The following is a 14804-nucleotide window of genomic DNA, read 5'->3' as shown; positions in this document are numbered from 1 at the left end:
AAATCCTTGAAATTGTGATAAAATAGGTAGGATGAAAAAAGGAGAGAGAAAATGGTAGAACCTAAGTATAAACGTATCTTAATCAAGCTATCTGGTGAAGCCCTTGCTGGCGAACGTGGTGTCGGTATTGATATTAAAACCGTCCAAAGTATGGCCCAAGAAATCAAGGAAGTTCACGAGCTAGGAATTGAAATCGCCTTGGTTATCGGTGGTGGGAACCTTTGGCGTGGAGAACCTGCAGCAGAAGCTGGTATGGATCGTGTTCAAGCGGATTATACTGGAATGCTAGGGACAGTCATGAATGCTCTTGTGATGGCAGACTCATTGCAACAAGCTGGAGTTGATACTCGTGTACAAACAGCTATTGCTATGCAACAAGTGGCAGAACCTTATATTCGTGGACGTGCCCTTCGTCACCTTGAAAAAGATCGTATCGTTATCTTTGGCGCGGGAATTGGTTCACCTTACTTCTCTACAGATACAACAGCGGCTCTTCGTGCAGCTGAGATTGAAGCGGACGCTATTTTGATGGCTAAGAATGGTGTAGACGGTGTCTACAATGCGGATCCTAAGAAAGATAAAACGGCTGTTAAATTTGAAGAATTGACTCACCGTGATGTTATTAATAAAGGTCTCCGTATCATGGATTCAACAGCTTCAACTCTATCTATGGATAACGATATTGACTTGGTCGTCTTTAATATGAACCAACCTGGCAATATCAAACGTGTTGTATTTGGTGAAAATATCGGAACAACTGTTTCAAACAATATCGAAGAAAAGGAATAAAAAAAATTATGGCTAACGCAATTGTAGAAAAAGCTAAAGAGAGAATGACTCAATCTCACCACTCACTTGCGCGTGAGTTTGGTGGTATCCGTGCAGGTCGTGCTAATGCTAGCTTGCTTGACCGTATTACTGTTGAATACTATGGTGTCGAAACACCTCTTAACCAAATCGCTTCTATCACAATTCCTGAAGCGCGTGTCTTGTTGGTAACACCATTTGATAAATCTTCATTGAAGGATATCGAGCGTGCTTTGAACGCTTCAGATCTTGGTATTACACCAGCTAACGATGGTTCTGTTATTCGCTTGGTAATCCCAGCTCTTACAGAAGAAACTCGTCGCGACCTCGCTAAAGAAGTGAAAAAAGTTGGTGAAAATGCTAAAGTAGCGATTCGTAATATCCGTCGTGACGCTATGGATGAAGCTAAGAAACAAGAAAAAGCTAAAGAAATCACTGAAGATGAATTGAAGACTCTTGAAAAAGATATTCAAAAAGCGACAGACGATGCTGTTAAACACATCGACGACATGACTGCCAATAAAGAAAAAGAAATCTTGGAAGTCTAAGAAATAAACAGAAAAACTCAGTTGGCATTGCTGGCTGAGTTTTATTCGAAAGAAGGAAACATGAATACAAATCTTGCAAGTTTTATCGTTGGACTTATCATCGATGAAAATGACCGTTTTTACTTTGTTCAAAAGGATGGTCAAACATACGCTCTTGCTAAGGAAGAAGGTCAGCATACAGTTGGTGATACTGTTAAAGGTTTTGCCTACACAGACATGAAGCAAAAACTTCGATTGACAACTCAAGAAGTGACTGCAACTCAGGATCAATTTGGTTGGGGAACGGTAACAGAGGTTCGTAAGGATTTGGGTGTTTTTGTTGATACAGGGCTTCCTGACAAGGAAATCGTTGTGTCACTTGATATCCTGCCTGAACTCAAAGAGCTCTGGCCAAAGAAGGGCGATAGACTCTATATTCGTCTAGAGGTAGATAAAAAAGACCGTATTTGGGGAATTTTGGCTTATCAGGAGGACTTCCAACGACTAGCACGTCCTGCCTACAATAACATGCAGAACCAGAACTGGCCTGCAATTGTTTATCGTCTCAAGCTGTCAGGGACCTTTGTCTATCTGCCTGAAAATAACATGCTGGGCTTTATCCATCCTAGCGAGCGTTATGCAGAACCACGTTTAGGACAAGTGTTAGATACGCGTGTTATTGGTTTCCGTGAGGTGGATCGTACACTTAATCTTTCACTAAAACCTCGCTCATTTGAGATGTTAGAGAACGATGCGCAGATGATTTTGACTTACTTGGAAAGCAATGGTGGATTTATGACCTTAAATGACAAATCTTCACCAGATGACATCAAGGCTACCTTTGGTATTTCTAAAGGTCAATTTAAAAAAGCGCTTGGTGGTTTAATGAAAGCTGGAAAGATTAAACAAGACCAATTTGGTACTGAGTTAATTTAGGGAGGCTTATGCGAAAATCATTTTATACTTGGCTTATGACAGAGCGTAATCCTAAAAGTAAAAGTCCTAAAGCAATTTTAGCGGATCTTGCCTTTGAGGAGTCAGCTTTCCCGAAACATACCGACGATTTTGATCAAGTTAGTCGATTTTTAGAAGAACACGCCAGTTTTTCTTTTAATATGGGAGACTTCGACCGTATCTGGCAGGAATATTTAGAACATTAAAATGGCAGAAGTATTAGGGATAGCAATTTCTAAATGCCTTTGCTATAATAAAAAGAAATTAAAGAGTTAGAGAGGTTCTTTGTTTGAAGGAACATTCAATAGACATTCAGTTAAGTCATCCAGATGACCTGTTTCATCTTTTTGGTTCCAATGAACGCCATCTTCGTTTAATGGAGGATGAGTTAGATGTTATCATCCATGCTCGTACAGAGATTGTACAAGTTTTGGGAGAGGAGTCAGCTTGTGAGGAAGCCAGACAGGTTATTCAAGCCTTGATGGTCTTGGTTAATCGTGGGATGACTGTCGGAACTCCAGATGTGGTGACAGCCATTAATATGGTGAGAAATCATGAAATTGATAAGTTTGTCGCCCTCTATGAAGAAGAAATCATCAAAGATAATACTGGGAAACCGATTCGTGTGAAGACACTGGGACAAAAGCTTTATGTTGACAGTGTTAAGAACCACGATGTTACCTTTGGAATTGGGCCTGCTGGTACGGGTAAGACATTCCTAGCCGTGACCTTGGCTGTTACAGCTCTCAAGCGTGGACAAGTTAAGCGTATCATTTTAACTCGTCCAGCAGTTGAAGCGGGAGAAAGCCTAGGATTTCTGCCTGGTGATTTGAAGGAAAAGGTAGATCCTTATCTTCGCCCAGTCTACGATGCTTTATATCAGATTTTAGGGAAGGACCAAACAACTCGTCTCATGGAGCGAGAAATTATTGAGATTGCCCCTTTGGCCTACATGCGTGGACGTACTCTGGATGATGCCTTTGTCATTTTGGATGAAGCGCAAAATACAACCATCATGCAGATGAAGATGTTTTTGACTCGTCTTGGATTTAATTCAAAAATGATTGTCAATGGGGATATTAGCCAGATTGACCTACCGCGTAATGTTAAATCAGGTCTGATTGATGCTCAGGAAAAACTTAAGAACATTCACCAGATTGACTTCGTTCATTTTTCAGCCAAGGATGTGGTTCGCCATCCAGTCGTTGCTCAGATTATTAGAGCCTATGAACCTCGACCTGTCAAAGCTGAAGAGAATCAAGAGGAAACAGAATAAAGAAAAAGAACAGTTGAAAAACTGCTCTTTTTTTATCTGAATTTCTTATTAAATAAGCTCACTGATAGGTGTGAAGTCACGTTCTAAACCTTCAGCAACTGGTTGACTTGTGAGTTGACCTTGATAAGTTGTTACACCTTCACGTAAACCAGTATCTTCAAGGATTGCTTTCTTAAATCCTTTTCCTGCCAAGGCTTCGATATATGGAAGGGTCACATTTGTAAGGGCAATAGTAGAAGTACGAGCTACTGCTCCAGGAATGTTAGCAACCGCATAGTGAAGGACACCGTGTTTTTCATAGACAGGCTCATCGTGGGTTGTCACACGGTCAGCCGTTGCAATAACACCCCCTTGGTCCACAGCAACATCTACGATAACAGAACCAGGACGCATTTGTTGAACCATGTCATCTGTCACTAATTTTGGAGCTTTGGCACCAGGAATTAAGACTGCACCGATAACAACGTCTGCTTCACGTACACTTGCTTCGATATTAAATGGGTTAGACATGAGGGTTTGGATTTGGTGACCAAAGACATCTTCAAGGACTGAAAGGCGCTTAGCGCTAATATCAAGAATAGTTACTTGGGCTCCTAAACCAAGAGCGATACGAGCTGCGTGTGTACCAACGACACCACCACCGATGATGGTTACTTTTCCTTTTGGCACACCTGGGACACCACCCAAAAGAACTCCTGAACCACCAGCTTGTTTAGTCAAGAAGTGAGCTCCGATTTGGACAGCCATACGACCTGCAACCTCACTCATTGGAACCAACAAAGGAAGTTGACCTTCAGTATCGCGTACCGTTTCATAAGCTACCCCAGTTGTTTTAGCTGCAAGCATAGCATCCGCTAATTCTGGAGCTGCTGCCATGTGCAAGTAGGTGAAGAGAAGTAAGTCGTCACGCAAGAACTGGTACTCACTAGCAAGGGGTTCCTTGACTTTAACAACTAACTCTGCAGCCCAGGCTTCAGCAGCAGTTGCGACAATTTCTGCTCCTTGCTTTTCATAGTCAGCATCAGTAAATCCTGAACCAAGCCCAGCATTTGTTTCGACGAGGACACGGTGACCACGCCCAACAAGACTCTGTACACCAGCAGGTGTCAAGGCAACACGATTTTCATTATTTTTAATTTCTTTTGGAATTCCAATTAACATAGGATAACTCACTTTCTAATAAGCTGTTTCATTTGTTGTATCACATAATTCTTTAGTATTTTTGTGATGATTTTATTGTATATGAAACCGTTTTAAATTGCAAGAAAAACTTGTAAAACTATTTCTTTTATGTTATTCTTTTAGCAACCTTTTTTAGGAGGTGAAATCATGGAATCCTTATTTATCAAACTAGCTAAGCATCCAATTATCGAAACTGAACGCTTAGTTCTCAGACCAGTGACATTGAATGATGCAGAAGCCATGTTTGAGTACGCTTCAGATAAAGAAAATACGCGCTACACTTTTCCAACCAATCAAAGTTTAGAGGAAACCAAGAACAATATTGCTCAGTTTTATCTAGCCAATCCCTTGGGCCGATGGGGTATTGAACTAAAAGGTAGTGGAGAGTTTATCGGTACCATTGACCTGCACAAGATAGATACTCTTCTTAAGAAGGCAGCCATTGGCTATATTATCCATAAAAAATATTGGAATCAAGGTTTGACGACAGAAGCCAATCGAGCCGTAATTGAACTGGCTTTTGAAAAGGTAGGAATGAATAAGTTGACCGCCCTTCACGATAAGGACAATCCTGCATCAGGAAAGGTCATGGAGAAATCAGGCATGCGCTTCTCTCACGAAGAACCTTATGCTTGTATAGACCAGCATGAAAAAGGTCGTATCGTGACGAGAGTTCATTATATCTTGACTAAGGAAGATTATTTTGCAAATAAGTAAGCAGTTGAAAAGATTTTTCAGCTGTTTTTTCTTTCTCTTACGAATAAGCTAAGAGAGGAGAAAATATGGAAGAACTTATTGAGAAAATCAAAGAGTATAAAATTATCGTTATCTGTGCTGGTTTGGGCTTGGTCTTAGGCGGATTTTTCCTCCTGAAGCCAGTCGCTCAAACACCGGCTAAGGAAAGCAATTTGCAAACAGAAGTTACAACTGTTTCAAAGGATTCAGCTAGCGAAAAAGAGGAGAAGAGCCAGAAATCGGAAACTGAAGAAGTGGTGGAGAAAGATCTGATTACTGTCGATGTCAAAGGTGCGGTCAAATCACCTGGAATCTATGATTTGCCAGTTGGAAGTCGTATCAATGATGCTGTCCAAAAAGCGGGTGGATTAACAGATAATGCAGACAGTAAGTCTATCAATCTCGCCCAGAGAATTAGTGACGAAGCACTTGTTTATGTTCCGACTAAGGAAGAAGCTACCAGTCAAGAGGCACATTCAAATGCTTCCAACACCAAAGAAAATAAGAAAGTTAATCTCAATAAAGCCAGTTTAGAGGAGCTGAAACAAGTCAAGGGGTTGGGAGGCAAACGTGCTCAGGACATCATCGACCACCGCGAAACCAATGGTAAGTTCAAGTCTGTTGATGACCTCAAGAAAGTGTCAGGCATTGGTGCTAAGACAGTAGAAAAGTTAAAAGAATATGTCACAGTGGATTAGTCGCATACCCATCCCCAAAATCTATCTCAGTTTTCTACTATTATGGCTCTACTATACAATCTTTTCAGCAAGTGTGTTAGCGCTTTTGGGTTTTGTTTTTTTACTATTCTGTCTCTTTTTCCAATTCCCATGGAAGACTGTGACAAAGGTCCTCTTGATTTGTGGACTGTTTGCTAGCTGGTTTTTATTTCAAAAATGGCAGCAAGAAGCAGCTAGTCGACACCTTGTCGCCTCGGTTAATTCAGTGCGAATATTACCTGACACCATAAAGGTAAATGGTGATAGTCTATCCTTTCGTGGAAAGGCTGACGGTAGACTCTATCAAGTCTATTATAAACTTCAGTCAGAAGCTGAGAAGGAAAAATTTCAAGACTTATCTGACTTGCACGAAATGGTCGTAAAAGGGAAATTAGCTAGTCCTCAAGGGGCAAGTAATTTTGCTGGATTTGATTATCGAAATTATCTCAAAACTCAGGGAATTTATCAGACCTTGACCATATCTGAAATTGTCGAATCAAGGAAAATATCTAGTCGGGATATAGGGGAAAATCTATCAAGCCTGAGAAGAAAAGCAGTTGTTTGGATAAAAAGGAATTTTCCTGACCCCATGCGTAATTATATGACAGGTCTTTTACTGGGACATTTAGATACAGACTTTGAGGAAATGAATGAACTCTACTCAAGTTTGGGGATTATCCATCTCTTTGCATTATCTGGCATGCAGGTTGGGTTCTTCATGGATGCTTTTAAGAAGTTACTATTGCGTTTGGGCTTGACTCAAGAAATGTTCAAATGGACAGCCTATCCATTTTCCTTAGTTTATGCTGGTTTGACAGGGTTCTCTGCTTCTGTTATTAGAAGCCTGTTACAAAAACTCTTGGCTCAACATGGCTTCAAGTCACTCGATAATTTTGCTCTAACTATCCTGGTCTTGTTCATTGTGATGCCGAATTTCTTCCTAAGTGCTGGAGGAGTGCTCTCCTGCGCCTATGCCTTTATCTTGACCATGACTGGTGAAGAAGTAGCAGGGATAAAAGGTCTGGTTAGAGAAAGTTTCATTATTTCCTTAGGAATTCTGCCAATTTTATCATTTTACTTTTCTGAATTTCAACCGTGGTCTATCCTCTTGACCTTTGCTTTTTCATTCTTATTTGATATAGTCTTTTTACCACTCTTATCGATTCTCTTCTGTTTGTCATGTATCTATCCTATAACCCAGTTTAACTTTCTCTTTGAATGGCTAGAAAACATCATTCGCTATGTTTCTCAGCTATCTACTAGACCCTTAGTTTTTGGCCAACCGAGTCTTTGGGTTCTAGTATCTTTGTTAATGTCTTTGGCTTTAGTTTATGACTATCGTAAAAATTTGAAAAAAATAACGTTCATTGTCCTATTTGTCCTAGCCCTCTTTTTAGGAACCAAACATCCACTAGAAAATGAAATCACGGTCTTAGATATGGAGCAGGGACAAAGCATTTTCCTAAGAGACATGACAGGTAAGACCATTCTACTGGATGTCGGGGAAAAGTCTGAAGTTGAAAAGAAAGAAGCCTGGCAGGAGAAAGTCACTACGAGTAATGCTAAGCGTAGTTTAATTCCTTATCTAAAAAGTAGAGGAGTCGCAAAGATTGATCAGCTTGTGCTAACGAACAGTGAAACTAAGCAATTAGACCATGTGTTAGAAATCAGTAAAACCTTCGTGATAGGAGAAATTCTAGTAACTGAAGAAACTCTATCTAAGCAAGAATTTATGGATGAGATCAAGCAAAGCAAAGTCAACGTACGTGCTGTACAAAGAGGAGAGAAGTTATTTGTTTTTGGGAGTCATTTGGAAGTAATTGCAACTCAAGACAAGGATAAAAAAGACTCAATAGCCATGTATGGAAAACTACTACATCAAACCTTTCTAATTACTGGAAATATAGAGGAGAATTCCTTAACGATCTATGATCCCAAGCTCCAAGCAGATGTTCTGATCACTCATCAACCATCATCGAAGAAAAAGAGTGATGTGGAGGTCTTCAAAACTTTACAACCTAAAATGACTGTCATGTCGGTAGACAAGAAGAAAAAATTTAAAGTAATTAGCCAAGAAGATAAAGAAGTTGAGAATGCAATCTACAAAACGGATAAAAAAGGAGCCATTCGTTTCAAAGGCTGGAGTTCTTGGAAACTGGAAACAGTTCGATGAATTTGAACTCTAGAAGAAAATTAAAATTGTCTAAACAATCAATCAAAACTTGATTTTAAAACCTTTTTGCTATAAAATGGTAAAGATTAGTGTCAAACTTTTATATTGCAAATAGGAGAAAACATGACAAAAACTTTGAAACGTCCTGAGGTTCTATCACCTGCAGGAACACTAGAAAAACTGAAAGTAGCTGTTCAATACGGAGCAGATGCTGTCTTTATCGGTGGTCAGGCCTATGGTCTTCGTAGCCGTGCGGGAAACTTCACTTTCGAACAGATGGAAGAAGGAGTTAAATTTGCGGCTAAATATGGTGCTAAAGTGTATGTAGCAGCCAATATGGTTATGCACGAAGGAAATGAGGAAGGCGCTGGAGAATGGTTCCGTAAACTACGTGACATCGGTATTGCAGCGGTTATCGTATCAGATCCAGCCTTGATTATGATTGCAGCAACGGAAGCACCAGGACTTGAAATCCACCTGTCAACACAAGCTAGTGCAACCAACTATGAAACACTAGAATTTTGGAAAGAACTTGGTTTGACTCGTGTCGTTTTGGCGCGTGAGGTTTCTATGGAAGAATTGGCAGAGATTCGCAAACGTACAGATGTTGAGATTGAAGCCTTCGTACATGGAGCTATGTGTATCTCATACTCTGGTCGTTGTACTCTTTCTAACCATATGAGTATGCGTGACGCCAACCGTGGTGGATGTTCACAATCTTGCCGTTGGAAGTATGACCTTTACGATATGCCGTTCGGTAAGGAACGTAAGAGTCTCAAGGGAGAAATTCCTGAAGAATTCTCTATGTCTGCGGTTGATATGTCTATGATTGACCATATTCCAGATATGATTGAAAATGGCGTGGACAGTCTTAAGATTGAAGGTCGTATGAAGTCCATCCACTATGTTTCAACAGTAACAAACTGCTACAAGGCTGCCGTTGATGCTTACCTTGAGAGCCCTGAAAAGTTTGAGGCTATCAAGCAAGACCTGATTGATGAAATGTGGAAGGTAGCCCAACGTGAATTGGCTACAGGATTCTACTATGGCACTCCATCTGAAAACGAACAACTGTTTGGCGCTCGTCGTAAGATTCCAGAATATAAGTTTGTAGCGGAAGTAGTAGATTATGATGATGCTACACAAACAGCAACTATTCGTCAACGGAATGTTATCAATGAAGGTGACCAAGTTGAATTCTATGGTCCAGGTTTCCGTCATTTTGAAACTTATATTGAAGACCTTCATGATGCTAAAGGAAATAAAATCGACCGTGCACCAAACCCAATGGAACTTTTGACCATCAAGGTTCCTCAGCCAGTACAAGCTGGCGATATGGTCCGTGCTTTGAAAGAAGGTCTGATTAATCTATACAAAGAAGATGGAACAAGCGTCACAGTTCGTGCCTAGATAAGGAAAAATTAATGGTTCAAGCTCAGGGCTTACTAGTTGATGATGAAAGCAGATGTGTTCATTACCATAGTGACAAAGATATCGTAGCACTTCAGTGCTATGATTGTAAGAAATACTACGCCTGTTATCAGTGTCACAATGCTATAGAAGCACATACATTTTGTCCTTATCCTTTAAATCTGAAAGAGGATAGCCCCATCTTATGTGGATCCTGCGGGAATACACTAACGTATGTCGAGTATACCGAGAAAGGAACTTGTCCATTTTGTAAAGCTGCATTTAATCCAGCTTGTCAAAATCATCACTCAATTTATTTCAGATAAAAAATGAAACATCCGAGTTGTAAAACTCGGATTTTTGTTTTCAGAAAACATAGAAAGATAGTAAAAGGTTCGTAAAAGGTTCGTGAAAAGGGAATAAAATTTTCTATATAATTGTCTTGAAAATCGTAAAATTGGAAATAAATGATTCAAAACGCTTCCATTCCTAGTAAAAAGTTGACAAAAGCAAATTTTAGGACTAAACTAGGGAGGTAAATTTAATTTAAAAAAGGAGAATTCGTCATGAATTTAACATTTTTCGGACTTTGTCTTGCCTGTATGGGTGTATCTCTTGCAGAAGGATTTTTGATGAACGGTTTGTTCAAATCTGCAGCACGCCAACCAGATATCATCCCACAATTGCGTAGTTTGATGATCATGGGGATTGCCTTTATCGAAGGAACATTCTTTGTAACCTTGGCGATGTCATTTGTCATTAAATAGACAACTCTATTTAGAAATGGAGGTGTCAAACCATGGAAGAAAGTTTGAATCCAACCGTTAATATTGGACCAATATCCTTTGATTTGACCCTGCTTGCCATGTCTCTTGTAACTGTTTTGATGGTTTTTGCCTTTGTCTACTGGGCAAGTCGTGAAATGACCATCCGTCCAAAGGGCAAACAAAATGCTCTTGAGATGATTTATGACTTTGTGATTGGTTTTACCAAACCAAACATTGGAGAATCATACATTAAGGATTATTCCTTGTTTCTGTTTTCTCTATTTCTGTTTATCTTGGTTGCCAACAATATTGGCTTAATGGCAAAAGTACAAACAACAAACGGTTATAACTTGTGGACTTCCCCAACAGCTAACCTTGGATACGATTTATCCCTCTCATTATTGATCACTTTGATCGCCCATGTAGAAGGAGTTCGTCGTAGAGGCGTTAAAGAATATTTGAGAGCATTTGTTACACCTGGCTTTATGACTCCGATGAACATTTTAGAAGAGTTCACCAATTTTGCTTCCTTGGCGATTCGGATCTACGGAAATATTTTTGCCGGTGAGGTCTTAGCTGGATTGCTATTGACCTTGTCACAAAATGCTTTGTATTGGTATCCTTTTGCCTTTATCGCAAACATGTTATGGACAGCTTTTTCAATTTTCATTTCATGTATTCAGGCTTATGTATTTACCATGTTGTCATCAATGTACATTGGTAAAAAAATAAATGAAGGGGAAGAGTAAGTAGAGGAGGATTAGAAGATGGATTTAACTATTAGTACCATTATCGGTGACTTTATTCTTATCGCTGGTTCCTTCCTTTTATTGATCTTTTTAGTGAAGAAATATGCTTGGGGAAATATTTCCAGCATCTTAGATGAACGTGCTGAAAAGATTTCTTCAGATATTGATGGTGCCGAGGAAGCCCGTAAAAAGGCTGAGGAACTAGCTAGCAAACGTGAAGCTGAGTTAGCAGGTAGCCGTACCGAAGCTAAAACGATTATCGAGAATGCAAAGGGAACTGCTGAGAAAAGTAGAGCCGATATTTTAGCCGAAGCTAAACTTGAAGCAGGGCGCTTAAAAGAAAAAGCCAACCAAGAAATTGCTCAAAATAAAGCTGAAGCTTTACAAAGTGTTAAGGGAGATGTAGCTGACTTAACAATCAGTCTAGCTGAGAAAATTCTCTCTAAAAACCTTGACAGTCAGGCCCATAAAGAACTCATTGATCAGTATATCGATCAGCTAGGAGAAGCTTAATGGACAAAAAGACTTTAAAGGTAATTGAAAAATACAGCATGCCTTTTGTCCAATTGGTGATTGAAAAAGGAGAAGAAGACTCTATTTTTTCAGACTTGACTCAAATCAAGCAAGTTGCTGAAGAAACTGGCTTACCTACTTTTTTAGCGCAAGTGGAAGTAGATGAGTTGGATAAAGAAAAAACAGTTCGTTTTTTCCAAGGTTCTGTGTCACCTTTAATGCAAAACTTTATCGAGGTTATACTTTACAATCATCGATCCAATCTTTTTTATGATGTGATTGTAGATTGCTTGAATCGTCTTGAAAAAGAAACCAATCGTTTTGAAGTGACTATTTTGTCTGCACATCCTTTGACTGACGAACAGAAAGAACGCCTCCTTCCTCTAATCGAGAAGAAGATGTCTTTAAAGGTTCGCAGTATTAAGGAAAAAATCGACGATAGTTTAATCGGTGGTTTTGTTATTATTGCCAATCACAAGACAATTGATGTGAGTATTAAACAACAACTTAAAGTTGTTAAGGAAAATTTGAAATAGAAAGTGGTGTTCTTTTGGCAATTAACGCACAAGAAATCAGCGCTTTAATTAAGCAACAAATTGAAAATTTCAAACCTAATTTTGATGTGAGTGAAACTGGTGTTGTAACCTACATTGGTGACGGGATTGCGCGTGCTCATGGCCTTGAAAATGCCATGAGTGGTGAGCTGTTGATTTTTGAAAATGGCTCTTATGGTATGGCGCAAAACTTAGAGTCAACGGATGTTGGTATCATCATTCTTGGTGACTTTACAGATATTCGTGAAGGCGACACCATTCGTCGCACGGGTAAAATCATGGAAGTACCAGTAGGTGAAAGTCTCATTGGTCGTGTTGTGGATCCACTCGGTCGTCCAGTTGACGGTCTTGGAGAAATCCACACTGATAAAACTCGTCCAGTAGAAGCACCAGCTCCTGGTGTTATGCAACGTAAGTCTGTCTCAGAACCATTGCAAACAGGTTTGAAAGCTATTGACGCCCTTGTTCCAATCGGTCGTGGTCAACGTGAGTTGATTATCGGTGACCGTCAAACAGGGAAAACAACGATTGCAATTGACACTATCTTGAACCAAAAAGGTCAAGATATGATTTGTATCTATGTTGCGATTGGACAAAAAGAATCAACAGTTCGTACACAAGTGGAAACACTTCGTCAGTACGGAGCCTTGGATTACACAATCGTTGTGACAGCTTCGGCTTCACAGCCTTCACCATTGCTTTTCCTTGCACCTTATGCAGGGGTTGCTATGGCAGAAGAGTTCATGTATCAAGGTAAGCATGTTTTGATCGTTTATGATGACTTATCTAAACAAGCGGTAGCTTATCGTGAACTTTCTCTCTTGCTCCGTCGTCCACCAGGACGTGAAGCTTTCCCAGGAGATGTCTTCTACCTTCACAGCCGTCTACTTGAGCGTTCTGCTAAAGTTTCGGATGAACTTGGGGGTGGATCTATCACAGCTCTTCCATTTATCGAGACCCAAGCTGGAGATATCTCAGCTTATATCGCTACAAACGTAATCTCTATTACGGATGGACAAATCTTCCTAAGTGATAGTCTCTTTAATGCGGGTATCCGTCCAGCTATTGATGCGGGTTCTTCTGTATCTCGTGTAGGTGGTTCAGCTCAGATTAAAGCGATGAAGAAGGTTGCGGGTACTCTTCGTATCGACCTTGCTTCATACCGTGAGTTAGAAGCCTTCACTAAATTTGGTTCAGACTTGGATGCTGCTACTCAGGCTAAATTGAATCGTGGTCGTCGTACTGTAGAAGTATTGAAACAACCAGTTCATAAACCACTACCTGTTGAGAAACAAGTAACCATTCTCTATGCCTTGACTCATGGATTCTTGGATACTATATCAGTTGATGATATTGTCCGCTTTGAAGAAGAATTCCATGCCTTCTTTGATGCGCAACATCCAGAGATTTTGGAAACTATTCGTGAAACAAAAGACTTGCCAGATGAAGCAGTCTTGGATGCTGCGATTACCGAGTTTCTCAACCAATCCAGCTTCCAATAAGAATAGAGGTGTCAGATGGCAGTATCTCTAAATGATATTAAAACAAAAATCGCCTCAACGAAAAATACTAGTCAAATTACTAACGCCATGCAGATGGTTTCTGCAGCTAAGTTAGGTCGTTCTGAAGAAGCTGCACGCAACTTCCAGATTTATGCTCAAAAAGTCCGTAAACTCCTTACAGATATCCTTCATGGAGATGGTGCTGGCGGATCAACGAATCCAATGTTGATTAGTCGCCCTGTCAAAAAAACAGGCTATATCGTCATTACATCTGACCGTGGTCTCGTTGGAGGATATAACTCTTCAATCTTGAAGGCAGTTATGGAACTGCAGCAAGAATACCATCCTTCAGGTGATGATTTTGAAGTCATCTGTATCGGTGGTATGGGAGCAGACTTCTTTAAAGCTCGTGGTATTCAGCCAATTTATGAATTGCGTGGTCTAGCCAGTCAACCAAGCTTCGATGAAGTTCATAAGATTATTTCAAAAACCATTGAAATGTATCAAAATGAACTTTTCGATGAGCTCTATGTTTGCTACAACCACCACGTGAATACACTGACAAGTCAAATGCGTGTGGAGCAGATGCTTCCAATTGTCGACTTGGACCCAAATGAAGCAGATGATAACTATAGCTTGACATTTGAGCTTGAAACAAGTCGAGAAGAAATCTTGGAACAACTATTGCCACAGTTTGCAGAAAGTATGATTTACGGTGCTATAATTGATGCTAAGACAGCTGAAAATGCGGCAGGGATGACGGCTATGCAAACAGCTACAGATAATGCTAAAAAAGTTATCAATGATTTGACTATCCAGTATAACCGTGCCAGACAGGCGGCGATTACACAAGAAATTACAGAAATCGTAGCAGGAGCTAGTGCTTTGGAATAAAGTATCTTGCTCAGAGAAATGAACTTAGGACCTAGTCATACTAGG

At 40.0% G+C, this 14804-nt stretch carries 17 protein-coding genes; 16 read left to right on the top strand and 1 reads right to left on the bottom strand.

The genetic code is table 11. The features are described from left to right. Window positions 1-51: 51 nt before the first annotated feature. The 5 genes from pyrH to AC3E9F_RS05820 all read left to right on the top strand — a co-directional run bounded on the left by pyrH (window position 52) and on the right by AC3E9F_RS05820 (window position 3564). On the top strand, window positions 52-789 hold the full coding sequence (pyrH, locus tag AC3E9F_RS05840; RefSeq protein WP_214261787.1) for a UMP kinase: 738 nt from the start codon (window positions 52-54) through the stop codon (window positions 787-789). Window positions 790-797: 8 nt separating this feature from the next. Then, the gene (gene frr / locus AC3E9F_RS05835) at window positions 798-1355 is read left to right on the top strand and encodes a ribosome recycling factor (protein ID WP_006152642.1); all 558 of its coding nucleotides are present in this window, start codon (window positions 798-800) and stop codon (window positions 1353-1355) included. A 60-nt stretch (window positions 1356-1415) separates the two neighbouring features. Continuing rightward, window positions 1416-2270 carry an RNA-binding virulence regulatory protein CvfB gene (gene cvfB, locus AC3E9F_RS05830; protein ID WP_490672920.1) on the top strand — a complete coding sequence of 285 codons (855 nt, stop codon included), beginning with the start codon at window positions 1416-1418 and terminating at the stop codon, window positions 2268-2270. Between the two features lie 8 nt (window positions 2271-2278). Continuing rightward, entirely contained in the window at window positions 2279-2494 is a 216-nt protein-coding gene (locus tag AC3E9F_RS05825; RefSeq protein WP_263393473.1) for a YozE family protein, read from the top strand. Between the two features lie 83 nt (window positions 2495-2577). Next, window positions 2578-3564, top strand: coding sequence for a PhoH family protein (locus AC3E9F_RS05820; RefSeq protein WP_490672919.1), 987 nt, complete (start codon window positions 2578-2580; stop codon window positions 3562-3564). Between the two features lie 48 nt (window positions 3565-3612). Here the strand turns inward: AC3E9F_RS05820 and ald are convergent, their stop codons facing one another. Next, window positions 3613-4725, bottom strand: coding sequence for an alanine dehydrogenase (gene ald / locus AC3E9F_RS05815; protein ID WP_490672918.1), 1113 nt, complete (start codon window positions 4723-4725; stop codon window positions 3613-3615). A gap of 168 nt (window positions 4726-4893) precedes the next feature. Between ald and AC3E9F_RS05810 the strand changes: the two genes are divergently transcribed. The 11 genes from AC3E9F_RS05810 to AC3E9F_RS05760 all read left to right on the top strand — a co-directional run bounded on the left by AC3E9F_RS05810 (window position 4894) and on the right by AC3E9F_RS05760 (window position 14759). Beyond that, a complete protein-coding gene (locus AC3E9F_RS05810; protein WP_263393476.1) occupies window positions 4894-5463 on the top strand; it encodes a GNAT family N-acetyltransferase in 570 nt (189 codons plus the stop codon). Between the two features lie 65 nt (window positions 5464-5528). After that, window positions 5529-6179 (top strand): helix-hairpin-helix domain-containing protein, encoded by a 651-nt coding sequence (locus tag AC3E9F_RS05805; protein ID WP_263393477.1) that lies wholly within the window; start codon window positions 5529-5531, stop codon window positions 6177-6179. Further along, window positions 6163-8370, top strand: coding sequence for a ComEC/Rec2 family competence protein (locus AC3E9F_RS05800; protein WP_263393478.1), 2208 nt, complete (start codon window positions 6163-6165; stop codon window positions 8368-8370). Before AC3E9F_RS05805 ends, AC3E9F_RS05800 begins: the two co-directional genes overlap by 17 nt. Window positions 8371-8493: 123 nt before the next feature. Further along, complete coding sequence (locus AC3E9F_RS05795) at window positions 8494-9780, top strand: peptidase U32 family protein (protein WP_263393479.1); 1287 nt, start codon at window positions 8494-8496, stop codon at window positions 9778-9780. A 14-nt stretch (window positions 9781-9794) separates the two neighbouring features. After that, window positions 9795-10106, top strand: a complete 312-nt coding sequence (locus AC3E9F_RS05790) for a CHY zinc finger protein (protein ID WP_263393480.1) — start codon at window positions 9795-9797, stop codon at window positions 10104-10106. Window positions 10107-10346: 240 nt separating this feature from the next. Then, window positions 10347-10547: a F0F1 ATP synthase subunit C gene (locus AC3E9F_RS05785; protein ID WP_001054551.1), complete on the top strand. Its 201-nt coding sequence runs from the start codon at window positions 10347-10349 to the stop codon at window positions 10545-10547. Between the two features lie 32 nt (window positions 10548-10579). After that, the gene (gene atpB / locus AC3E9F_RS05780) at window positions 10580-11296 is read left to right on the top strand and encodes a F0F1 ATP synthase subunit A (protein WP_178894902.1); all 717 of its coding nucleotides are present in this window, start codon (window positions 10580-10582) and stop codon (window positions 11294-11296) included. Window positions 11297-11314: 18 nt separating this feature from the next. Next, a complete protein-coding gene (gene atpF / locus AC3E9F_RS05775; protein WP_214261795.1) occupies window positions 11315-11809 on the top strand; it encodes a F0F1 ATP synthase subunit B in 495 nt (164 codons plus the stop codon). Continuing rightward, a complete protein-coding gene (locus AC3E9F_RS05770) occupies window positions 11809-12345 on the top strand; it encodes a F0F1 ATP synthase subunit delta (RefSeq protein ID WP_263393481.1) in 537 nt (178 codons plus the stop codon). The genes atpF and AC3E9F_RS05770 overlap by 1 nt, the downstream gene beginning before the upstream one ends. Window positions 12346-12359: 14 nt before the next feature. Further along, window positions 12360-13865: a F0F1 ATP synthase subunit alpha gene (gene atpA / locus AC3E9F_RS05765; RefSeq protein ID WP_263393482.1), complete on the top strand. Its 1506-nt coding sequence runs from the start codon at window positions 12360-12362 to the stop codon at window positions 13863-13865. Between the two features lie 15 nt (window positions 13866-13880). Continuing rightward, window positions 13881-14759, top strand: a complete 879-nt coding sequence (locus tag AC3E9F_RS05760; protein WP_070677221.1) for a F0F1 ATP synthase subunit gamma — start codon at window positions 13881-13883, stop codon at window positions 14757-14759. Window positions 14760-14804: the final 45 nt, after the last annotated feature.

The organism is Streptococcus sp. SCPM-O-B-15277 (M60), assembly GCF_058200335.1.
Note: the sequence above shows the minus strand (reverse complement) of the source record. Positions and strands in the feature narration are given on the sequence as shown.